At 61.2% G+C, this 20,367-nt stretch carries 23 protein-coding genes; 7 read left to right on the forward strand and 16 right to left on the reverse strand.

From position 1 onward, the window contains the following. From L972_RS21175 to L972_RS19145, 3 genes are all read right to left on the reverse strand, one after another. On the reverse strand, positions 1-914 hold a 914-nt coding region (locus L972_RS21175; RefSeq protein WP_047440394.1), incomplete at its 3' end, for a HAMP domain-containing histidine kinase. After that, positions 911-1,567 (reverse strand): response regulator transcription factor, encoded by a 657-nt coding sequence (locus L972_RS19140; protein ID WP_005339826.1) that lies wholly within the window; start codon positions 1,565-1,567, stop codon positions 911-913. The genes L972_RS19140 and L972_RS21175, both read right to left, overlap by 4 nt. 21 nt (positions 1,568-1,588) lie before the next feature. Further along, entirely contained in the window at positions 1,589-1,927 is a 339-nt protein-coding gene (locus L972_RS19145; protein WP_005339825.1) for a PepSY domain-containing protein, read from the reverse strand. Between the two features lie 63 nt (positions 1,928-1,990). On the opposite strand from L972_RS19145, the gene L972_RS19150 reads away from it, so the two are divergent. Beyond that, positions 1,991-2,239 carry a PepSY domain-containing protein gene (locus L972_RS19150; RefSeq protein WP_013724184.1) on the forward strand — a complete coding sequence of 83 codons (249 nt, stop codon included), beginning with the start codon at positions 1,991-1,993 and terminating at the stop codon, positions 2,237-2,239. Here L972_RS19150 and msrQ read toward each other — a convergent pair. Further along, on the reverse strand, positions 2,236-2,862 hold the full coding sequence (gene msrQ, locus L972_RS19155) for a protein-methionine-sulfoxide reductase heme-binding subunit MsrQ (RefSeq protein ID WP_047440345.1): 627 nt from the start codon (positions 2,860-2,862) through the stop codon (positions 2,236-2,238). The two genes, L972_RS19150 and msrQ, sit on opposite strands and share 4 nt — an antisense overlap. After that, positions 2,853-3,854, reverse strand: coding sequence for a protein-methionine-sulfoxide reductase catalytic subunit MsrP (msrP, locus tag L972_RS19160; protein ID WP_047440346.1), 1,002 nt, complete (start codon positions 3,852-3,854; stop codon positions 2,853-2,855). The genes msrQ and msrP overlap by 10 nt, the downstream gene beginning before the upstream one ends. 368 nt (positions 3,855-4,222) lie before the next feature. Between msrP and L972_RS19165 the strand changes: the two genes are divergently transcribed. Then, entirely contained in the window at positions 4,223-4,705 is a 483-nt protein-coding gene (locus tag L972_RS19165; RefSeq protein ID WP_005339809.1) for a DUF1097 domain-containing protein, read from the forward strand. Between the two features lies 1 nt (position 4,706). On the opposite strand, the gene L972_RS19170 is transcribed toward L972_RS19165, so the two are convergent. The 4 genes from L972_RS19170 to cydH form a co-directional block, all read right to left on the reverse strand. Next, positions 4,707-5,987, reverse strand: a complete 1,281-nt coding sequence (locus L972_RS19170; RefSeq protein WP_047440349.1) for a sigma 54-interacting transcriptional regulator — start codon at positions 5,985-5,987, stop codon at positions 4,707-4,709. Continuing rightward, positions 5,984-6,511 carry a hypothetical protein gene (locus tag L972_RS19175; RefSeq protein WP_005356347.1) on the reverse strand — a complete coding sequence of 176 codons (528 nt, stop codon included), beginning with the start codon at positions 6,509-6,511 and terminating at the stop codon, positions 5,984-5,986. The genes L972_RS19170 and L972_RS19175 overlap by 4 nt, the downstream gene beginning before the upstream one ends. Continuing rightward, positions 6,508-7,908 carry a sensor histidine kinase gene (locus L972_RS19180; RefSeq protein ID WP_047440386.1) on the reverse strand — a complete coding sequence of 467 codons (1,401 nt, stop codon included), beginning with the start codon at positions 7,906-7,908 and terminating at the stop codon, positions 6,508-6,510. Before L972_RS19180 ends, L972_RS19175 begins: the two co-directional genes overlap by 4 nt. A gap of 103 nt (positions 7,909-8,011) precedes the next feature. Then, complete coding sequence (gene cydH, locus L972_RS21565; protein WP_005339800.1) at positions 8,012-8,104, reverse strand: cytochrome bd-I oxidase subunit CydH; 93 nt, start codon at positions 8,102-8,104, stop codon at positions 8,012-8,014. Between the two features lie 124 nt (positions 8,105-8,228). Here cydH and L972_RS19185 point away from each other — a divergent pair, with 124 nt between their 5' ends. Continuing rightward, positions 8,229-8,804, forward strand: a complete 576-nt coding sequence (locus L972_RS19185; RefSeq protein ID WP_047440350.1) for a 2-amino-4-hydroxy-6-hydroxymethyldihydropteridine diphosphokinase — start codon at positions 8,229-8,231, stop codon at positions 8,802-8,804. Here the strand turns inward: L972_RS19185 and L972_RS19190 are convergent. Then, complete coding sequence (locus L972_RS19190) at positions 8,730-9,434, reverse strand: SDR family oxidoreductase (protein ID WP_047440352.1); 705 nt, start codon at positions 9,432-9,434, stop codon at positions 8,730-8,732. The genes L972_RS19185 and L972_RS19190 overlap by 75 nt on opposite strands. 162 nt (positions 9,435-9,596) lie before the next feature. Between L972_RS19190 and L972_RS19195 the strand changes: the two genes are divergently transcribed. Continuing rightward, positions 9,597-10,001: a CBS domain-containing protein gene (locus L972_RS19195; RefSeq protein WP_021231463.1), complete on the forward strand. Its 405-nt coding sequence runs from the start codon at positions 9,597-9,599 to the stop codon at positions 9,999-10,001. On the opposite strand, the gene L972_RS19200 is transcribed toward L972_RS19195, so the two are convergent. Beyond that, positions 9,998-10,534, reverse strand: coding sequence for a DUF2301 domain-containing membrane protein (locus L972_RS19200; RefSeq protein WP_047440355.1), 537 nt, complete (start codon positions 10,532-10,534; stop codon positions 9,998-10,000). The two genes, L972_RS19195 and L972_RS19200, sit on opposite strands and share 4 nt — an antisense overlap. Positions 10,535-10,621: 87 nt before the next feature. On the opposite strand from L972_RS19200, the gene L972_RS19205 reads away from it, so the two are divergent. Beyond that, complete coding sequence (locus L972_RS19205) at positions 10,622-11,386, forward strand: substrate-binding periplasmic protein (RefSeq protein WP_047440357.1); 765 nt, start codon at positions 10,622-10,624, stop codon at positions 11,384-11,386. Between the two features lie 63 nt (positions 11,387-11,449). Here L972_RS19205 and asnC read toward each other — a convergent pair whose 3' ends face one another. Then, the gene (gene asnC / locus L972_RS19210) at positions 11,450-11,911 is read right to left on the reverse strand and encodes a transcriptional regulator AsnC (RefSeq protein WP_033135290.1); all 462 of its coding nucleotides are present in this window, start codon (positions 11,909-11,911) and stop codon (positions 11,450-11,452) included. Positions 11,912-12,065: 154 nt separating this feature from the next. Here asnC and asnA point away from each other — a divergent pair, with 154 nt between their 5' ends. After that, the gene (asnA, locus tag L972_RS19215; RefSeq protein WP_033135289.1) at positions 12,066-13,058 is read left to right on the forward strand and encodes an aspartate--ammonia ligase; all 993 of its coding nucleotides are present in this window, start codon (positions 12,066-12,068) and stop codon (positions 13,056-13,058) included. Between the two features lie 294 nt (positions 13,059-13,352). Here the strand turns inward: asnA and clpB are convergent, their stop codons facing one another. The 3 genes from clpB to rluD form a co-directional block, all read right to left on the reverse strand. Continuing rightward, positions 13,353-15,926, reverse strand: a complete 2,574-nt coding sequence (gene clpB, locus L972_RS19220; protein WP_047440362.1) for an ATP-dependent chaperone ClpB — start codon at positions 15,924-15,926, stop codon at positions 13,353-13,355. A gap of 174 nt (positions 15,927-16,100) precedes the next feature. After that, complete coding sequence (gene pgeF, locus L972_RS19225) at positions 16,101-16,838, reverse strand: peptidoglycan editing factor PgeF (RefSeq protein ID WP_047440364.1); 738 nt, start codon at positions 16,836-16,838, stop codon at positions 16,101-16,103. A 112-nt stretch (positions 16,839-16,950) separates the two neighbouring features. Continuing rightward, a complete protein-coding gene (gene rluD / locus L972_RS19230; RefSeq protein WP_047440365.1) occupies positions 16,951-17,931 on the reverse strand; it encodes a 23S rRNA pseudouridine(1911/1915/1917) synthase RluD in 981 nt (326 codons plus the stop codon). 117 nt (positions 17,932-18,048) lie between these two features. On the opposite strand from rluD, the gene L972_RS19235 reads away from it, so the two are divergent. After that, a complete protein-coding gene (locus tag L972_RS19235; RefSeq protein ID WP_005339769.1) occupies positions 18,049-18,804 on the forward strand; it encodes an outer membrane protein assembly factor BamD in 756 nt (251 codons plus the stop codon). Positions 18,805-18,950: 146 nt separating this feature from the next. Here the strand turns inward: L972_RS19235 and L972_RS19240 are convergent, their stop codons facing one another. Continuing rightward, a complete protein-coding gene (locus L972_RS19240) occupies positions 18,951-20,279 on the reverse strand; it encodes a CoA-disulfide reductase (protein ID WP_047440367.1) in 1,329 nt (442 codons plus the stop codon). Positions 20,280-20,367 lie beyond the last annotated feature (88 nt).

The raw sequence follows: 20,367 nt of genomic DNA on the forward strand, positions 1-20,367 counted from the left end.
GTCGAGACCCCGAGGATCTTGGCGGCGCCGGTCACCCGCGCCTTGCCGAGGTGGTAATCGATATGGCGCTGGATCTGGTCGAGCTGCTCGCCGATGGCAGCCTGATCCTCCGGCGGCAATTGAGCCACCTGATTGCGCATGATGCTGAGCGGCGTCTTGAGGGCGTGGGCCAGATTGCCGGTGTGGGATCGCGCCCGCTGCAGCAGCTCGCCGTAGTGGTGCAGCAGCCGGTTGATATCCTCCACCAGCGGCTGGATCTCCAACGGATAGCGCAACCGGAACCCCTCCTGATGACCCTCGTGAACCCGCCCCAATTCGCGGCGCAGCAGGTGCAGCGGCCGCAAGCCGTAGACGATCTGGAACATGAAGCCGAGCACCAGACCGGCGGCGGCAAAGCCGAGACCGAGGAACAGGCTGATGCGGGTCTTGTTGAGGGTCTGGGTCAGGGCGCTGCTGTCCTTGGCCATCACCAGAGTGAACACCCGATCCGAACCGGGCAGCAGCACGGTACGGGTCATGATTAGCAGGGGCTCTTTGTTGGGCCCCTTGCCGACAAAGAGGTCGGGATCGCCAAACGCCGACTTGAGGCCATCGCTCTTCAGGTTGGTATCCCACAGGGAACGGGAGCGCCCCACCACATCGCGGCCCAACTCCAGCTGCCAGTAGTAGCCGGAGTAGGGTTGATTGAAGCGGGGATCGGAGAGGGAGCCGGTGACCACCGGCAGGCCGGTTTTGGCCACTTCCAGCCGGGAGAGCAGATCATAAAGCTGCAGGCGCAGGCCGTCGGCCTCCGCCTCCTGCCAGTAGTTGCGCATCATGGTCTGCAGACTGAAGCCGGTGGCGAACAGAAACAGCCCGCACCACACCAGCGCGATGGCGAGCAGTCGCCCCCGCAGGGTTCTCACCAGCCTCATTCGTTGATCCGGTACCCGAGGCCGCGCACTGTCTCAATCAGATCGGGGTTGGTCTTCTTGCGGATCCGGCCGATGAACACCTCGACGGTGTTGGAGTCGCGGTCAAAATCCTGAGCATAGATGTGGTCGATCAGCTCGCTGCGCGACACCACCTTGCCCCGATGCTGCATCAGATAACCGAGCACCCGGAACTCGTGGGCGGTCAGCTTGATGGGGGTCCCTTCGTACCACACCTGCGACGCCGCCATATCGAGGCGCACCCCGCCGATCTCCAGAATGGAGCTGGCATTGCCCGCCGCCCGGCGCACCAGCGCATGGACCCGCGCCACCAGCTCGGCCACCTGAAACGGCTTGGTAAGGTAGTCATCGGCACCGGCGTTGAGCCCCTCGATCTTCTCGTGCAGCTGGCCACGGGCGGTCAGCACCAGCACAGGGGTATCGATCCCCTTGCTGCGCCACTCCTTCAGCACGCTCAAGCCATCGCGCCCCGGCAGGCCGAGGTCGAGAATGATGGCGTCATAGGGTTCGGTCTCACCGAGGAAACCGGCCTCGTTGCCATCGTGGCAGAGGTCGGTGACAAAGCCGGAGAGGCGCAGCTGTTCGGCCAGCTGACCAGCCAGAATTTTTTCGTCTTCAACAATCAGAATTCGCATGAACAGGCTTCCACACAGGGGTTATTCATCATCCTCGACCGGGGGCTTGGGCGGTTCGAACAACCGCTCCAGATGGTGGCCCTTGGCCCACACCAGCTCAAGGTTGTCGGCCCGATAGGCTACCTTGATCACGCTGTTTTCCCGATCGATGACTCGCAGTTCATAGAGCCAGATACCATCCTCTTCCCCCAGATCCACCCGCAACACCCGCACCGGTAATCTGGCCGCCACCTCCATCATTTCATGGAAGGGCCGAACCCGTCCCTCATGGACAGCTTGCTGCAGCATGGCTTCATCAGGCGTGACCGCCTGTGCCAGCAACGGCAGCAATAACCCAAGCAGAGGGAGCGCTCTATTCATGGATGATTCATCTCCAAAAACCTAACATAATGGCGTTTATAGTCTGCCAGCCATGAATCCGGAATGAATATGATCCCGCGCAGTTTCCTGCTGATCCTTTGCCTGTTGAGTGCCACAAGCTGGGCGGCCCAGAGCCGTCTCGACATGGCCGGGCTGGTCAAACTCCTGCTGGCGCAAGGGTATCACGACATTCGGGAAGTGGAGCTGGAAGGGGACAAATTCGAGGTCAAAACCCTCAATCGCCAGGATCAGAAGGTGCATCTCATCGTCGATGCCTACACCGGCGAGATAAAACAACAAGAGGCCGATTAGGCCTCTTTTGCATTCCAGCGTCCCCGCATGGGGCGCAGCAGCTTCTCCCGTCTCGGCCAGAGCAGGGCGCAGGCCAGCAGCAGGTAGATGAGGGGCTCACCCCAACCGCTCTTGAGCGACCACCAATAGTGCACCGGCACCAGCAGGGCGATGGCATAGACCCAGTTGTGCAGCTTCTGCCATGCGGCGCCCATGCGGCGCTGCAATGCGGGCAGTGAAGTGATGCTGAGGGCGGCCAGCAGCAGCAATGCCACCATCCCCACCACGATATAGCTGCGCTTGACCAGCTCGCCGCCAATCAGGCCCCAGTCAAACTGCAGATCCAGCCCCAGCCACGCCATGAAGTGGAGCAGCGCCCAGGCAAAACACCAGAGCCCGAGGGGGCGGCGCAGCTTGATGAGCTGCCCCTGCCGCCAGCGCTTGGCCAGCGGCGACACCAGCAGGGTGAGCAGCAGCAGGTTGAGCGCCCCCTTGCCGAGGTAGTGAATAAGCTCGGGCACCGGATCGCCCCCCAGCACACCTGCCGGAATGGCAAAAACCAGCCAGAGCAGGAAACCCAAGGAGCCCAGATGCACCAGCGCCCGCAAGCCGCTGATATGGGCCGGTTTCAATCTCAGTACCATTGGCGCAGATCCATCCCCTGATAGAGCGAGGCGACTTCGTCACCATAGCCGTTGAACATCAGGGTCGGCTGACGCTTGGCGCCAAACACTCCGCCCTCGCCGATAAAGCGCTCGCTGGCCTGACTCCAGCGCGGATGATCCACCTGCGGGTTGACGTTGGCGTAGAAGCCATATTCGTTGGGAGCCAGCAGGTTCCAGGTGGTCGGCGGCATCTCCTCCACCAGCCGGATCGAGACGATGCTCTTGATGCTCTTGAAACCGTACTTCCACGGCACCACCAGCCGGATCGGCGCGCCATTCTGGGCGGGCAGGGTCTTGCCGTAGAGCCCCATCGCAAGGAAAGAGAGAGGGTGCATCGCCTCGTCGATACGCAGCCCTTCGACGTAGGGATACTCGATGCCGCCCCCCAGACTGGAGGCCTGCCCCGGCAGCTGTTTCGGATCAAACAGGGTTTCGAAGGCAACAAACTTGGCGCGACTGGTGGGCTCGGCACGGCGGATGATCTCTGCCAGCGAGATGCCGTTCCAGGGCAGTACCATGGACCAGGCTTCAACGCAGCGCAGCCGGTAGATCCGCTCCTCCAGCTCGCTCTTGTTGATGAGGTCCCACACATCGAGGGTAAAGGGCTTGGCCACCTCCCCCTCCACCTTGAGGGTCCAGGGTTCGGGTTTGAGGTAATGGCCGTTGCGAACCGGGTCGGACTTGTCGGTGCCCAGCTCATAGAAGTTGTTGTAACTGGTGGCCTTCTCTTCCAGTGTCAGCACCAGATTGGCCGGGCGATCGGCAGGCTTGCTGTTGAGCGGTTTTGTGGCTAATTGGGGAGCATCCTCTTTGCCGCGCAGCAGGTCGAGCACTCCGGCCTGAGTGGGAAACGCCAGAGTAGCCGCGCCCAGACCCAGCCCCTTGAGAATAAGGCGGCGGTCCTGATAGACGGCTTCCGGGGTGACATCCTGTTCGGTGAGGGGGTGGGCGGTACGACGCTTGATCAACATGAAAAACTCCCGGGGCTGAGTGAGGCAGTATGGATAAGACCCGCCCCGGCAGATTTTTATTTCACACAAATTTACATCATGTGGTGCAGGGGCAGTGCCTTGGCCATGGTGCCGACCAGAAACAGGACTACGAACACCAGCAGGGGAACGATCACATTTGGCGCCATCAGACTCACTCCATGAGCAGGACAGGGCCTCTAACTATGGCCGACTGTCAGGCCGGTCACCAATGAATTTTTTTCGCGAGCGCAAGCGTATTCCTGAGTTGAAAAGGGTGATGAAGATCACACACAATTCGGCCCCCGCTTGCCGCCCCGATTGCCGGGGGTAGGCTGCCCATTTTGCGAAGCCAACTGAAGAGTCGCCCCATGAGCCCACTGATCGCCATCGCCATCACCACTGGAATTCTCTCCGCCGTCTGGGGCTGGATTGCCGTCGCGTTCGGCCTTATCTCCTGGGTCGGCTTTCTCGGCTGCACCAGCTATTTCGCGTCAAGCGGTGGCTACAAGGCGCTGCTGCAGACCATCTTCTGCAACACCAGCGGCATGCTGTGGGCACTGCTGCTGATCCATGGCGACAGTCTGTGGGGAGCGGGTGTGGCGGGTTATGTGATGACGGGGGTGGTCGCAACCCTGATGTGCGTACAGGCCAAGCAGCAGTGGCTCGGCTACATTCCCGGCACCTTTGCCGGTTGCTGTGCCACCTTCGGGGCGGCTGGCGAGTGGCGGCTGATCCTGCCCTCCCTCATCATTGGCGCCTTGTTCGGTTACCTGATGAAGGCGAGCGGCCTCTGGCTCTCCCATAAAACCCAGAAAGCCGATGCCGCTCCGGCGGTAGTTGATCCCGCCTGATTTATCCCTTCGATTTGAAGTTTGCTGCTTCAATACCGTGCCGATTCAATAACTTGTAGAAATCGGTACGGTTTCTGCCCGCCATGTTGGCCGCCAGGGTCACGTTGCCCTCGGTGGTGCGCAGCAAACGGATCAGATACTCCTTCTCGAATTCGGCCCGCGCCTCGTTGAACGAGGGGATGCCGCCGCCACCACCGCTCAGGGCGGACTCCACCATGGAGACCCCGATCACCGGACTGCAACAGAGGCTGGCGAGCTGCTCCACCACGTTGCAGAGCTGGCGCACGTTGCCGGGCCAGGCAGCGGCCGCCAGCATCGCCAGCGACTCGGGCGAAAAACCCATGGCGGCGCAGTCGCTGTGGCGGCTACGGTAATCGTCGAGCGCCTGACGGGCCAGCAGGGGGATATCCTCGCTGCGGGCACTGAGAGACGGCAAGGTGATATTGGCAACGTTGAGACGGTAGAAGAGATCTTCCCGAAAGCGCCCCTCCTCCATCGCCTTGACCAGATCCTGATGGCTGGAGCTGAGCACCCGCACCTCCGGCGTACCCTGACCATACTCCTCCATCACCTGCAGCAGCTTGGCCTGCAGAGATTCGGAGAGGCTGCCAATCTCGTCGAGAAACAGGGTCGCCCCCTTGGCTTGTTCGAACAGCCCTGAGTGGCCATCTTCACCAAACAGCTGCAAGTCGAGTGACGCCCACGGAATGGCGGCACAGTTGATGGTATGGAGCGGCTTGTCGCGCCGCTGGCTGGCCTGGTGCAGCGCCTGCGCCATCGCCCCCTTGCCGGAGCCTGACGGCCCCATGATCAGCACCGGCACCTCCATGGTCGCGATGCTGTGAGCCTGGATCAGCAGCTGCTCCAGCTGGGGATTGCGGGTCAGGATCAGCGACTGCCACTCCTGCTGCTGTTTCGGCCGCGTCAGACTCAGCGCATGTTCGATGGTGGCGAACAGCTCATCCTTGTTGATGGGTTTGGTCAGAAAGCTGAAGACGCCGGAGCGGGTCGCCTGAATGGCGTCCGGGATGGTGCCGTGGGCGGTCATGATGATCACCGGCAAACCCAACCACTGGGCCTGGATCCGCTCGAACAGCGCCAGACCGTCCATGCCGGCCATCCGCAGATCGCTCAGCACCAGATCGGCCCGTTGCTGACGCAACCGGTCGAGGGCCCCTTCCGCACTGTCGGCGGTATCCACTTCATAACCCTGACTGCGCAGCCGCATGCTCATCAGTTTGAGCAGGCTGACGTCGTCATCCACCAACAGGATCCGGCTCATGGTATTACCTCACGATTCTCGTTCAGCTTGCGCTGGTTGAGCTGGTCGTCGATAGCGGTCAGCTGCTCGATCTGGCGGCGCAGCCGCTGGATCTCCTGACTCTGGTCATCGCGACGGCTGTCGCGGGCCAGCAGCTGCTCGCCGAGGGCGATCCAGCTACGTAAAAAGGCCTGCGCATCGAGACCCAGTTCGGGCAACATCTGCTTCAGGCGCGCCAGACCGGCAGTGCGATTGGCCACCGATTCGGCGGGGTGGGAGTCCACCATCGCCAGACTGACCCGGCTCTCCAGATCGTCGGCCCCTTTCAGACGCTGACGCTCCTGCACCCGTTGCTGGGGGTGACTGGCCAGCAGCCAGTCGGAGTATTGCAGACGCACCTGCATCTCCTTGTTGGCAAACTCCATCCGCTTGGCAAAAGCGATATCGGAGGACTCCCGCTCTGCCTGTTGCGGCAGCAAGGAGCAACCCGCGAGCAGCCCTGCCATCAGAGCTGGAAATACGCGTTGTATCTTCATAGTCCTCATTTCAACGTCAACCTGAAACAGACATCAGCCTGTTCATCCTCTACCAGAACCAGTTCCCCCCCCAGGCTGTTGGCAGACTCACGGGCGATGGAGAGGCCCATGCCCGAGCCTTTCAAGAGACCTTGCCGCACAGTGCTGCCCTGCTCGAAGGGTTCAAAAATGCGTTGCTGATCGGCCACGGGGATCTTGGGCCCCTCGTTGGCCACTTCCAGCCAGCTTATCTGTTCATCCTGCCCTGCCCTGATCCAGATATTGCCCCCGCTGGCGCCGTAACTGACGGCGTTGGAGAAGAGGTTATCGAGGATCAGTCGTAGCCGGTAGGGCTCCGCCCACAGGGTAACCGGCACGGTCGGCAAGTGTACACGGATCTGCTTGGACTCCAATGCCAGCCGGTACTCGGCAGAAAGTTCCGACAACATCGGCAGCAGGGGGACGGGCTCCAGTTCGAAGGCTTCCTGCTGACTGAGCCGGTTGAAGTCGAGCAGCCGCTCGATCAGGGTCTGCAAACGCCGACTGTTCTCGTCGAGCATCTGGCAGATCTCCAGCTGATCCGGCGTCAAAGGCCCGACCAGCTGCTCGCAGAGCAGATCCGTCCCTTCCCGCAGCACCGCCAGCGGGGTCTTGAGCTCGTGGGATACATGGCGCAGGAACTGGTATTTCTGCAGCTCCAGCTCCTTGAGTTTGTCGTGCAGCCAGACGATCCGCTCCCCCAGCAATACCAGCTCGGCAGGGCCGTCAACCGGCTTGGGATCGGGTTCGACCCCGGCACCCAGACTCAAGATGCGCGACTCAATCTGTCGTACCGGGTGGATGATGAGGTAGGTGAAGATAAAGACCATCAGCAGGCTGAGCGCCGCCACCGCTCCGCTCACCCACCAGAGCTCGCTGGTCAGTCCGGCGATGGTGAGCTGCACCCGATCCATGTGTTCGTCAACCCGGCTGCGGGTGACTATTTCGAGCTGCTTGTTGGCATCGTTGAACTGCTCGAGCTTGTCCCCCGCTACCGCCGCCCGGGCCAGCGCGGCATCCTGCAGGCTGTCGAGCCAGGCCAGCCCCTGATCGAGCCCGCTGTAAAGCTGGCCGTCGGTGATGGAGTTACGGTGTTCCGCCAGCAACACCCGATACCCGTCGAGTTGCTGCTGGTAGCTGGTGAGACTACGACGATCCCCCAGCACCGCGAAGCGGCGCAAGGTGCGTTCGATATCGATGGCTTGCGCCGTCAGCAGGGTGGCGCGGCGGGTATCCTTGACTGCCCGCTCCATCTCGTCGCTGGTGAGCTGACTGAGGTGGGCAAGGGAGGTGCTGTTGTGCCAGATCATGCCGCCCAGCGGCATCAATACCAGCACAAATCCCATCAATACCACCTGCAGCAGGGAGCGTGGGCGAACCTTGGTCATCATCTCTTCTCTTGCATTCTCACCGGTGCGCCAGCATAGCCGCACCGCCCCAAAAAACAAAACCGGCCAACAGGCCGGTTTGTATTATCTGGATTGTGGTGATTCACGCCAACGCGACAGAGGCCAGACAGATAATCATGATCATCGCCAGCGCGCCCGAGGCGGTCAACAGCGCCCATTTCAGCTCCACACTCATGCAAACCTCCTTTCTGCCAATCAGTGCCGGATCACAATAGATAAGACAATGTTAAGCCATAGTTAATCCGATAACCGTGAGCTGCGTATACATTTCAGATGAGCCCAACCCAGGGAAGGTGAGCATGTTCTATCTGTGTAGCATTGGTTCCAATCTTGACCCGCATATCCATGTCAGCCGGGTGCTGGCCGAGCTGTTTGCGAACGTCGGCCCCCTGCGGCTGAGTTCGGTGATCCGCACCAAGCCGGTGGGAATGCACTCCAGCCACGACTTTCTCAACTGCCTGCTGGTGGTGGAGAGCCCGCTCGATGCCGCCCGCCTCAAGCAGCACTTTGTCGCCCTCGAGGTAGCTCACGGCCGAGATCGCAGTGATCCGCTCTGCAAGGTGCACGACCGGCCGCTCGACATCGATATTCTGGCCAGCAACAGGAGCGGTGACTTTGCCTCGGCAGAGGTCGATTCCTATCTGGCGGAGCTGCTGGCCGAGCTCTATGGCCATGGCGAGGTGCATGACCCCAAGGTGGCGCTGCAAGTGACGCTCCCCGCCCCGTCGGGCAAGTTCAAACCCGGCAAGGGCTTGCTGACCCGGCAGGTCGGGCTGGGGCCGTTGCTGCTCGGCAACCCCTCAGAGGGTGGCCAGCGCGCGACCGCCATCCACCTTGATGCTGGCACCCGTCATATAACTGTTCCCCATCAGTAACTGCACCGCCTGCCAGATGGGCTCAAGCCCTCCCTCCCGCGCCAGCGGTGTTTTCGCCAACACCTGCTGGCGCCAGCTCTCGTCATGTTCATCGAGAAACAGGATCGGCCCCGGCTCTATGGTGTTGACCCGCACCGCAGGCGCCAGCTCGCGGGCAAAGCTCATGGCCAGCGAATGGGCTCCCGCCTTGGTCGCCACATAGCAGGCAAAACGGGGGGCCGGGGCATGGATATAGATATCGGTGATGTGAATGATGCTGGCGTTGGGGTTGCTGGCCAGCCGGGGGGCCAACGCCCGGTTGAGCTGGAAGGGGGCCGCCATGTGTACCCGGTAGAACTGCTCGAACTGGGCCAGTTGCGCCGCCGGATCAGTTGCCTGCGGCTCGAAGGCCGAGGCGTTGTGGATCACCAGCGCCAGATCCTGATGGGCAGCCAGCACATCGATCAGCTTGCCAACGTCCTCTTCCCGACCAAAATCCGCCTGCACCAGCTCGACCCCCAATGCAGCCAGCGTGGCCAGCTCCGGCCGCTCGCTGCGATAACTGCCCGTCACCTGCCAGCCCGCTGCCACCAGCTGTTCACAGAGATAAAATCCGAGTCGACGGCCACAGCCCGTAACCAATGCACGCATACGATCTCCTTTCCCTTTCATGGTCTTGCATGAACGAAGCCCGCCTGCCAGCGGATCACCGCCGATGGCTTGTGCCTATCAATCCCTGCGGCACAAGCCATTGGTCGCGGGCCACCCACCCGCGTCATAGTGGCGGCATCCCCCTCTTGCGGAGTCACCACCATGCTGAAAGTACACCACCACATGGGTCGCCTGACCCACACACTCACTGCCGGACTCGGCCTGGCCGAGGCGCTGGATCGCCTGCATCAATCGGGTCTTGGCGGCCTGCCGGTGCTGGATGAGCAGAAACGGCTGATCGGCTTTCTTTCCGAACAAGATTGCATCCCCAGCCTGCTCACCGGCAGCTACCACTGCGATACCCGCACCCGGGTGGAGGATCTGATGAACCGTTCGCCCCTCTCGGTCGGGCCGGATGAGAGCATTCTGGATCTGGCTCGCCAGATGGCCGATGCCAAGCCCAAGATCTACCCGGTGCTGCAACAGGGCAAGGTGATCGGCATAATCAGCCGCCGTCAGGTGATGCAGGCCCTCAACCAGCAGATGAAGGTGTGCCAGCAGACCTAGATCTGGTAACGCCCCTTGTCACCGATATCGAAGTGCAGGGGCATCCGCCACTTGGCCAGCGCCAGCAAGGTCAACAGGGCCCCGCATACCAGCGCCACCAGTGCGGCGGCCCACTCCACCCGCAACCACTCCAGCAGCCATAACGCCGGCAACAAAATGGGCACCAGCTTGATGCCGGGAATGGCGAAGCAAAACTGCTCCTTGAACGCCAGCCCGGAGAGGGTCGCCAACGCCGCCCCCAGCACCAGCGCATCCGGCGCCCCTACCGCAGCCAGGGCCAGTGCGCCCCAACCAAACCCCTGCAGAATCAGGCGAATCCGCTTGTCGTAGATATGCAGCGAGAAGCCGCAGATTGCGCTTGCCACTGCCAGCGACATCAACCATTGTGCCGACGGGAGCAGTGCCATCCCGCTCAGCAGCGCCGCACCGCGGCAAAGCAGCAACAGGGCTGCCGCACTCAAGCCAAGGCGGTAGAGCGAGACGGTCAACTTGTCGATCCCGTCCAGCGGGCTCTCGATTTCAGGATTTGCCATAAACAGTCGCTTCTAACGGATCAGGTGCCATCCAATATACTGGAATCAGGTCTTGGAATATCTTCAAACGGGCTCAGGAGACGTAGTTTGCGTGTGATCCCCCTGTTTTGGTTGCTGTGTCCACTCGGATTGCCCGCCAAAGAGCTGGTGATCTGCGGCACCATGGAGCCCCCGCTCAAGTTTCTCGATGCCGCTCAGAAACCCCGCGGACTCGATATCGACATCGTCACCGCCATCTTCGACAAGCTGGAGACGCCTTTTAGGATCGAGCTGGCCGACTCCGGCGCCCGCCTCACCCGCAATGCCGAAACCGGCGCCTGCGATCTGGTGATGACCCACTCCTACAAGGCAGAGCGGGAGAGTTATCTCATCTATCCCCAACAGGCCCATCTTCGCCACAGCTGGCACTTCTTCGTGCGCAAGGCGGACCTGATGAAGATCCGCTACGAAACGCTGGCCGATCTCAAACCCTGGCGCATCGGCGTGACCAAGGATTTCTCCTACACCCCTGAACTGGCAGCGGCCATGACCGACCCGGCCTATCAGTTTCAGGAGATCACCATGAACCAGCTGCAACTGCGCAAACTGCTGGCCGGACGGATCGATACCGTGCCGATGCCGCTGGTCACCGCCTTCACCCAGATCAAGGAGGAGGGGCTGACAGGCAAGGTCGATTACCTGCCCAAACCGCTCAAGAGCAGCCCCTACTTCAACACCTGGGCCCGCGCACGAGCGGATGCACAGACCCCAGCCCTGATGGCGGCCTACGATGCCGAACTGCTGCGCATGAAGCGAAACGGCAGCCTCAAGGCCCTCTACGACAAGTACGGCATCCCCTATATCGAACCCTGATCAAGGGGTCAGGGTTTCGCACGGGAGATGGATCTCTACACCCTCCCCCTTATACAACCCACCTCAAGGCTTCACATCCCGCAGGATCGGGTTTTGCAGCGAAATCAGCGTTTCAGTGGACTGGATCTCGTCGATGGTCTGGATCTTGTTGATCAACACGATCTGCAGCTCGTCGATGGAGCGGGTCATCACCTTCATGAAGATGCTGTAGTGGCCGGTGGTGTAGTAGGCCTCCACCACCTCGTCCAGCGCCTGCAGCTTGGCCAGCGCCGAGGGGTAATCCTTGGCACTCTTCAGATTGATCCCGATAAAGCAGCAGACGTCATAGCCCAGCTTCTTCGCATTCACCTGTACCCGCGTCCCCTCGATGATCCCCGCCTGCTTCATCTTCTCCACCCGCACATGAATGGTGCCCGGGCTGACCGCCAGTTGTTTCGCCAGTTCGGCGTAAGGGATCCGCGCATTCTCCATCAGGGCGGTGAGGATGGCCTGATCGAGATTATCGATCCGGTAATTTTCCGGCATTTTTTTGCACTCCCGTTGGCGATATCTCATTAAACAACGGCTTATTTTGAAGAAAAAAACACGTAAAGCCTATTTCTATTATCGAATATTGAATTTAGTCACCAATCTGTTGAAGAATCACCACATCCAACGGGGTTTGAAACAGGAATTCAGCATGAAACAGCACTACATTCGCAGCCAACAGCAGATCAGCTTCGTCAAAGAGATGTTCTCCCGCCAACTCGCCCAGCAACTGGGTCTGATGGAGGTGCAAGCCCCCATTCTGAGCCGGGTCGGTGATGGCACTCAGGACAACCTCTCTGGCCACGAGAATGCAGTGCAGGTCAAAGTGAAAACCCTGCCGGAGCACAGCTACGAAGTGGTGCATTCACTGGCCAAATGGAAGCGCCAGACTCTGGGTCGCTTCGGCTTCGGCCCGGGTGAAGGGATCTACACCCACATGAAGGCGCTGCGTCCGGATGAAGACAAGCTCACCCCCATCCACTCGGTCTACGTGGATCAGTGGGACTGGGAGAAGGTAATGCCGAGCGAGCGCCGCGATCTGGCCTATCTGCAGGAAACCGTGCGCGGCATCTGGGCTGCCATCAAGGCCACCGAGCGCGCGGTCTGTGCCGAGCATGAGCTGACCCCCTTCCTGCCGGCCGAGATCCAGTTCCTGCACAGCGAAGAGCTGCTGACCCGCTACCCGGACCTCGATGCCAAGGGGCGCGAGCGCGCCATCGCCAAAGAGCTGGGGGCCGTGTTCCTGATCGGCATCGGCGGCGCCCTCTCCCACGGCGAGCGCCACGATGTGCGCGCCCCAGATTACGACGACTGGAGCAGCCACAGCGAGCTGGGTCTGGCGGGTCTGAACGGCGACATTCTGGTGTGGAACCCAGTACTGCAAGACAGCTTCGAGATCTCCTCCATGGGGATCCGGGTCGATGCCGAGGCGCTGCGTCGCCAGCTCGCCATCACCGGCGACGAAGATCGCCTGCAGTACGACTGGCATCAGGATCTGCTGGCCGCACGGATGCCGCAGACCATCGGCGGCGGCATCGGCCAATCCCGTCTGGCCATGCTGCTGCTGCAAAAAGAGCACATCGGTCAGGTTCAAGTCGGTGTGTGGCCCTCAGAAATGAAGGCTGCCGTACAGGGCATGCTGTAAACGAGTTGATTTCATCGGTCTGGCCCGCAAGCTGTGGCTCGCGGGTCAGCCCTGAAGGTGTGTGGCGGTGCGGACTGAACGAGCGCAGTCCGGACATGCTGTAAGCCGTGTGGTCATCCCTGATGGCCTGCGGCGAAACCGGGGCTTGCCCCTGCGACCCGCTCAACCCACGTCAGGTCGCTTCACTACATTCCTCCCGGCAATCTTCGGATTGCCGTTTTTTTTATTTTCCATCGCCCAGATATGGCAACGCCAGCCCGAGGGCTGGCGTTGCAAACATAGATACGAGACTGGTTACTGGGTCATGGTGAGGCCGTTGCTGTCGGCTCCCAGCAGCAGTTTCTTGCCGGGGACGATGCGGCCGGAGAGCAGCGCCTGCGCCAGCGGGTTCTCCACCTTCTGCTGGATCGCCCGCTTGAGGGGACGCGCCCCATAGACGGGGTCGAACCCGGCATGCACCAGCTTCTCGAGCAGCGCTTCGCTCACCTCCACCTCGTAGCCCTGCGCCTCCAGTCGCCCCATCAGGCTCTTGAGCTGGATGCGGGCGATGGACTTGATGTGATCCTCGCCGAGGGGATGGAACACCACGGTCTCGTCGATCCGGTTGATAAATTCCGGCCGGAAACTGCGGGTCAGCACATCCATCAGCATGGCCTTCATCTCGTCGTAATCCTTCTCGGAGTGGTGCTCCTGAATCAGATCCGACCCGAGGTTGGAGGTCATGATCACCACCGAGTTGCGGAAATCGACGGTCCGACCCTGACCATCTGTCAGGCGGCCATCGTCCAGCACCTGCAACAGGATGTTGAAGACATCGGGATGTGCCTTCTCCACCTCGTCCAGCAGGATCACCGAGTAGGGACGACGGCGTACCGCCTCGGTCAGATAACCGCCCTCTTCATAACCCACATATCCGGGAGGCGCCCCCACCAGACGGGCCACGCTGTGTTTCTCCATGAACTCGGACATATCGATCCGCACCATGGCATCCTGGGTATCGAACAGGAACTCGGCCAGCGCCTTGCACAGCTCGGTCTTGCCCACTCCAGTGGGCCCCAGGAACAGGAAGGAGCCGATGGGGCGATTCGGATCGGAGAGACCGGCACGGGAGCGACGAATGGCGTTGGAGACCGCATCAACCGCCTCCTCCTGGCCAATCACCCGGCTGTGCAGCTGATCTTCCATCCGCAGCAGCTTGTCGCGTTCACCTTCCAGCATGCGGGCGACCGGAATCCCGGTCCAGCGGGCCAAGACGTCTGCGATCTCCACATCGGTGACCCGGTTGCGCAGCAGGCTGGTCTCCTGCATCTCGGCTTGAGTGGCGAGATCCAGCTGTTTCTCCAGCTCCGGAATGCGGCCGTACTGCAGCTCGGACATCCGGCCCAGGTCGCCTGCGCGGCGCGCCACGTCGAGATCCTGACGGGCCTGCTCCAGCGCTGCCTTGATATGCTGGGTGCCGGCAAGAGCGGCCTTCTCGGCCTTCCACACCTCGTCCAGCTCGTTGTATTCCCGATCTTTTTCGCCAATCTCCTGATTGATCAGCTCCAGCCGTTTGCGGCTGGCGTCGTCGTCCTCCTTCATCAGCGCCTGCTGCTCCAGCTTGAGCTGGATGATGCGCCGCTCGAGACGATCGAGCGCCTCCGGCTTGGAATCGATCTGCAGCCGGATGCTGGCTGCCGCCTCGTCAATCAGGTCGATAGCCTTGTCCGGCAGCTGGCGATCCGCGATATAGCGGTGTGACAGCTGGGCCGCCGCCACGATGGCGGGGTCGGTGATCTGCACATGGTGGTGCAGCTCGTAACGCTCTTTCAGGCCGCGCAGAATGGCGATGGTGTCCTCCACGCTCGGCTCTTCCACCAGCACCTTCTGGAAACGACGCTCCAGCGCGGCATCTTTCTCGATGTACTGACGGTACTCATCCAGGGTGGTGGCGCCGACGCAGTGCAGGTCGCCACGGGCCAGCGCAGGTTTCAGCATGTTGCCCGCGTCCATGGCCCCTTCGCCCTTGCCGGCGCCGACCATGGTGTGCAGCTCGTCGATAAAGAGGATGACGTTGCCTTCCTCCTTGGCGAGATCGGTCAGTACGGCCTTGAGCCGCTCTTCAAACTCGCCGCGATACTTGGCACCGGCCACCAGCGCCCCCATGTCCAGCGACAGCACCCGCTTGTTCTTGAGCCCTTCCGGCACTTCACCGTTGATGATGCGCTGGGCCAGTCCCTCGACGATGGCGGTTTTACCGACACCGGGGGCACCGATCAGCACGGGGTTGTTCTTGGTACGGCGTTGCAGCACCTGAATGGTGCGGCGGATCTCGTCATCACGGCCGATCACCGGGTCGAGCTTGCCGATTTCGGCCCGCTCGGTCAGATCGATGGTGTACTTCTCCAGCGCCTGACGGTTCTCCTCGGCGTTGGCATCCTCCACCTTCTTGCCGCCACGCACCTTGTCGATGGCCGCTTCGAGTTTCTCCTTGGTCAGCCCCTGGGCGCGCAGCAGCTCACCCAGCGTTCCCTTGTCATCGAGGGCAGCCAGCACGAACAGTTCGGAGGAGATGAACTGATCCTTGCGCTGCTGGGCCAGTTTGTCGCAGACGTTGAGCAGCCGGCCGAGGCCGTTGGAGAGCTGCACGTCCCCTTCCACACCGCTCACGCGCGGCAGGCGATCCAGCTCCTCGCCAAGGCGGGAGCGCAGAGAATTGATATCCAGCCCGGTCAGGGTCAACAGCGGACGGATGGAGCCGCCATCCTGATTGACCAGCGCGGTCATCAGATGGACGGGTTCGATAAATTGGTGGTCACGACCCAGTGCCAAAGACTGGGCATCGGAAATAGCAATCTGGAATTTGCTGGTCAGGCGATCGAGGCGCATTGCACTCCCCCTTCAAACAGGCAGACGCCGCTTGCGCGGCAAACAACATAACTTTCTGAGATGAAAGATGAGGCCCGTACGGGCTATTTCAAGGGGCGATGCTGGTTATTTTTTCTGCAAGACGGGGCGAGAGCAGGATCCCCGCCCTTGCCAGATGCAGGGCGGGGAGCTTCATCAGGACGCCAGCCAGATGAGGGAGGCCATCCGGCCGGTCTGGCCGTCGCGACGATAGGAGTAAAACTGCTCGCTATCGCTGAAGGTGCAGTATTCGCCGCCATAGACGGCGGTAACGCCGGCACGGGCGAGGCGCAACCGCGCCAGCTGGTAGATATCTGCCAGCCATTTGCCGTCGTTGGACGAAGGGACGAACGCCGCTTCTGCTTCAGCCTGCTCAGCCATAAAGGCCTCGCGCACCTCGCCACCCACTTCAAATGCTGTAGGGCCGATGGCCGGGCCCATCCAGGCCAGGACCTCGCCCGGCTCGCAGCCCATGGCGGCGATGCTCGCCTCCAGCACACCCTCTTTCAGTCCACGCCAACCTGCGTGGGCCGCTGCGACCACGGTACCCGCCCGATCGCAAAACAACACCGGCAGACAGTCGGCGGTCATCACGATGCAGGCCTGATCCGCCTCATGGGCGCAGGCGGCATCGGCATCCGGTGCTTGCTGATAATGGCTGCTGACCTGATGAACCACGGTGCCGTGTACCTGATTAAGCCAGTTAAGGGGCCCCGGGATGGCGGCCGCCTGCTGCAAGCGGGCGCGATTGGCCTCGACTCGCGCCGGTTCGTCACCCACGTGGGCGCCCAGATTGAGACCGGCAAAGACCCCTTCACTGACGCCGCCATCCCGGGTGGTCGACAACGCCCTGACACACGCCGGGGCTGGCCAGTCGGGTTCGATCCATTTCATCTGTGACTCCTTCAATTCACCGATATAAAAACGGGGCTCCTGCAAGGGAACCCCGTTTGGCATCTGTTCGGGCCGGATGACGCCAGAAACCGACGCAGCAGGCCCTATCGCATCAGTTCCAGACTAAATCATCCGGATTGGCGAGAGTATCCGCACGCAGCACTTCCATCAGCTCCACCATGTCTTGCGGTGTAGCTGAGTGCCACTGCATCACTTCACCCGTGATGGGGTGAGCCAGTTGCAGCATAGTGGCATGCAGCGCCTGACGGTTGAAGTTGCGCAGTGTCTGAGTCAGCTCGGGGGTCGCGTTGCGCAGCGGGCGCAGACGGCCACCGTAAGCGGGATCGCCCACCAGCGGGTGCTTGATGTGGGCCATGTGGACACGGATCTGGTGGGTACGGCCGGTCTCCAGACGCAGACGCAGACGGGTGTGGCCACGGAACTTCTCGTGAACCCGGTAGTGAGTTACGGAAGGACGACCATTGGGCACGACGGCCATATGGGTACGCTGGGTCGGGTGACGGCCGATGGGCGCATCAACAGTGCCACCTGCGGTCATGTGACCGATGGCGATCGCTTCGTACTCACGGGTGATCTGGCGCGCCTGCAACGCTTCCACCAGATGGGTCTGGGCGGGTACGGTTTTGGCAACCACCATCAAACCTGTGGTGTCTTTATCCAGACGGTGCACGATACCGGCGCGGGGTACCTCGGCAATGCCGGGGTAGCGGTGCAGCAGGGCGTTGAGGATGGTGCCATCCGGCGTACCTGCGCCCGGGTGAACCACCAGTCCGGCCGGTTTGTCGATCACCAGAATGTGTTCATCTTCATAAACGATGTTGAGCTCGATATCCTGGGCATCCCAGCGAGTATCATCTTCCAGCTCGACATTCACATGCACCTGCTGCCCGGCCAGAATCTTCTCGCGCGGGGTGTTGGCAACCTGACCGTCCAGGGTCACTCTGTCCTGTAAAATCCACTCCTTGATGCGGGTGCGGGAGTAGTCTGGAAACAATTCAGCCAGGGCCTGGTCGAGTCGCTGCCCGAATTGGTGATCCTGGAATTCGCCTGTCAGTTCAATATGCTGGCTCATGTATGGTCTCTTGAGCGGGGGGTATCAATTCGAAATAATCCGGGTATTCTAGCTTTTCTTTTAGCCAAGCATAACGGATACTTTGCCAATTTCGTGGAAATGGACCGGATGTTGTTGATGGGAAAGAAGTCTCACCTGCTGATGTCGCTCGCCTTGGTCGCTACCTTGATCACAGGCTGTTCCAGCACCAAACCCAAGGTACCCGACGAACCGCCGGAGACCCTGTACCAGAAAGCACGCCTCAAACTGGATGTTGGCAATTACGTGCAAGCCACTGAATTGCTGGAGGCTTTGGACTCTCGCTACCCGTTCGGCGCCTACTCCAACCAGGTGCAGCTTGACCTCATCTATGCCTACTACAAGCAGGATGATACCGCTCAGGCGATCGCCAATATCGACCGTTTTATCCGCCTCAATCCGGCGCATAAAAATATCGATTACGTCTTCTATATGCGCGGCCTGACCAACATGGCGGCGGATTACAACTTCTTCCAGAGCCTGTTCGGCATCGGTCGTGACGACAAAGACCCTGCTTATGCCCGTCAGGCATTCCAGGATTTCAAGACCCTGTTGCAGAACTACCCCAACAGCGTCTATGCCGCCGATGCCCGTGCCCGCATGATTGGCCTGAAGAATCGTCTGGCCCGATATGACCTGAGCGTGGCCGAGTATTACGTGAAGCGTGATGCACTGGTCGCGGCCGCCAACCGGGCCAAGCTGATTGTCGAAACCTACCCCGACACAGCCGAAACCGAGAAGGCACTGGAGATCATGGTCGAGTCTTACGACGCCCTGAAGATGCCGCAGCTGGCCAAGCATGCCCGCGAAGTGCTGGCCAAGAACTACCCGGAGAACCGCCTCGGCCGTGGCTGAGTGATACGGATCAACCGGTAACAAAAACCGATGCCTTGGCATCGGTTTTTTTATCGCTGCAATTTACCCTCAACTGTTACCCGCAGATAGCTCTGTAGATCTAGTTCAGCGTGACGGCGCCCTCCCTGCACCGTCATAGCAGGGCGTTACTTCGCGACATTACCCGCCACGTTCAGGGCATCCCAGGTGCGGGAGAAGGGCGGCGCATAGGCAAAGTCCAGCATGCCGAGCTGCTCGGTGGTCACTCCCATGGTGATGGCCACCGCCAGCGCGTCGATGCGGTGTACCGCCCCCTTGCGACCGAGGATCTGGCCACCCAGCAGCCGCTTGCTGCCCGCCTCATAGACCAGCTTGACGTGAATGTCGGACTGGCCCGGGCAGTAGTTGGTATGGCACTTGTCCTTGATCACCACGGTGCGATAGTCGATCCCCATCGCCTTGGCTTCCTGCTCGGAGAGGCCGGTACGGCCCGCTTCCAGCCCCAGCACCTTGAGCGCCGCAGAACCGAGGGTACCCGGGAACTCCTGCTCGGCCCCCGCCAGGTTCTCACCCACCATGCGCCCCAGCTTGTTGGCGATGGTGGCGAGCGGCACATAGACCTGCTGCTGCTTCACGCTGTGCCAGACGCTGGCACAGTCACCGGCTGACCAGACGTTGGCCAGCGAGCTGCGCCCCTGACGATCCACCTTGATGGCACCGTTGCCGAGCCGCTCGATGCCGGTGTCGGCCAGAAACTCGGTGTTGGGCTTGACCCCGGTGCAGACCACCACGATATCGGCCTCGTACTCGCCCTGGCTGGTTCGTACACCGGTCACCCGGCCATCCCCCAGCAGTGCTTCAACTCGCTCACCCAGATGAAGAGAGACCCCCTGCTCGCGCAGTTCGGTTTCGATGTGCTGGGTGATCTCGCCATCAAACGCGTCGGGGATGACCCGAGCCGCCAGCTCGATGAGACGCACCTCTTTGCCCTGATGGACCAGCGCCTCGACCACCTCCAGCCCGATAAAGCCGGAGCCAATCACCACGGCGCGGCGATTGTGCTTGTCTTGCACCGCCGCCTTCAGCGCCAGCCCGTCGGCCATCCGGCGCAGACCGAATACCCCTTGCTGCTGCAGACCGGGGATGGGGGGCATCACTTCGCGGGCGCCGGTGGCGATCATCAGCCGATCGTAGCGATCGGTGAAGGTGTCGCCGTTGTGCTCCACTACCAGAGTCTGGGCCGCCGCGTCGACGCTCAGCACCTGATGGCCAATCTTGACCTCGATCCCCTTGGCGGCGAACTGCTCGGGGGTGAACTCGGCCATGTAGCCAGGCTCCTGAAACTCGTCGCCGACGAAGTAAGGCAGGCCGCAGGCACCGAAAGAGATCACCTCGGACGCCTCATACACCACGATGTCGGCATCTTTGGCCAGACGGCGCGCCTTGGCCGCCGCGCTCATACCGGCGGCTTCGCCACCGATGATCAGAATTCTCATTGTTTTTCCTCTCAATGGCGCAGGGAGGGCATGCCCTCCCTGCGGTCTATGACGGGAAAGGGTCACCCCTTTCCACAGGCAGATCAAC

It is taken from the genome of Aeromonas sp. ZOR0001 (assembly GCF_000801015.1).
Classification (GTDB): Bacteria; Pseudomonadota; Gammaproteobacteria; order Enterobacterales; family Aeromonadaceae; genus Aeromonas; species Aeromonas veronii.

Excerpts from the sequence above, each read along its gene's own strand:
- L972_RS19140 (WP_005339826.1), bottom strand. The coding sequence starts at position 1,567 with ATGCGAATTCTGATTGTTGAAGACGAAAAAATTCTGGCTGGTCAGCTG.
- L972_RS19145 (WP_005339825.1), bottom strand. The coding sequence starts at position 1,927 with ATGAATAGAGCGCTCCCTCTGCTTGGGTTATTGCTGCCGTTGCTGGCA.
- L972_RS19150 (WP_013724184.1), top strand. The coding sequence starts at position 1,991 with ATGAATATGATCCCGCGCAGTTTCCTGCTGATCCTTTGCCTGTTGAGT.
- msrQ (WP_047440345.1), bottom strand. The coding sequence starts at position 2,862 with ATGGTACTGAGATTGAAACCGGCCCATATCAGCGGCTTGCGGGCGCTG.
- msrP (WP_047440346.1), bottom strand. The coding sequence starts at position 3,854 with ATGTTGATCAAGCGTCGTACCGCCCACCCCCTCACCGAACAGGATGTC.
- L972_RS19165 (WP_005339809.1), top strand. The coding sequence starts at position 4,223 with ATGAGCCCACTGATCGCCATCGCCATCACCACTGGAATTCTCTCCGCC.
- L972_RS19170 (WP_047440349.1), bottom strand. The coding sequence starts at position 5,987 with ATGAGCCGGATCCTGTTGGTGGATGACGACGTCAGCCTGCTCAAACTG.
- L972_RS19175 (WP_005356347.1), bottom strand. The coding sequence starts at position 6,511 with ATGAGGACTATGAAGATACAACGCGTATTTCCAGCTCTGATGGCAGGG.
- L972_RS19180 (WP_047440386.1), bottom strand. The coding sequence starts at position 7,908 with ATGACCAAGGTTCGCCCACGCTCCCTGCTGCAGGTGGTATTGATGGGA.
- cydH (WP_005339800.1), bottom strand. The coding sequence starts at position 8,104 with ATGAGTGTGGAGCTGAAATGGGCGCTGTTGACCGCCTCGGGCGCGCTG.
- L972_RS19185 (WP_047440350.1), top strand. The coding sequence starts at position 8,229 with ATGTTCTATCTGTGTAGCATTGGTTCCAATCTTGACCCGCATATCCAT.
- L972_RS19190 (WP_047440352.1), bottom strand. The coding sequence starts at position 9,434 with ATGCGTGCATTGGTTACGGGCTGTGGCCGTCGACTCGGATTTTATCTC.
- L972_RS19195 (WP_021231463.1), top strand. The coding sequence starts at position 9,597 with ATGCTGAAAGTACACCACCACATGGGTCGCCTGACCCACACACTCACT.
- L972_RS19200 (WP_047440355.1), bottom strand. The coding sequence starts at position 10,534 with ATGGCAAATCCTGAAATCGAGAGCCCGCTGGACGGGATCGACAAGTTG.
- asnC (WP_033135290.1), bottom strand. The coding sequence starts at position 11,911 with ATGCCGGAAAATTACCGGATCGATAATCTCGATCAGGCCATCCTCACC.
- asnA (WP_033135289.1), top strand. The coding sequence starts at position 12,066 with ATGAAACAGCACTACATTCGCAGCCAACAGCAGATCAGCTTCGTCAAA.
- clpB (WP_047440362.1), bottom strand. The coding sequence starts at position 15,926 with ATGCGCCTCGATCGCCTGACCAGCAAATTCCAGATTGCTATTTCCGAT.
- pgeF (WP_047440364.1), bottom strand. The coding sequence starts at position 16,838 with ATGAAATGGATCGAACCCGACTGGCCAGCCCCGGCGTGTGTCAGGGCG.
- rluD (WP_047440365.1), bottom strand. The coding sequence starts at position 17,931 with ATGAGCCAGCATATTGAACTGACAGGCGAATTCCAGGATCACCAATTC.
- L972_RS19235 (WP_005339769.1), top strand. The coding sequence starts at position 18,049 with ATGGGAAAGAAGTCTCACCTGCTGATGTCGCTCGCCTTGGTCGCTACC.
- L972_RS19240 (WP_047440367.1), bottom strand. The coding sequence starts at position 20,279 with ATGAGAATTCTGATCATCGGTGGCGAAGCCGCCGGTATGAGCGCGGCG.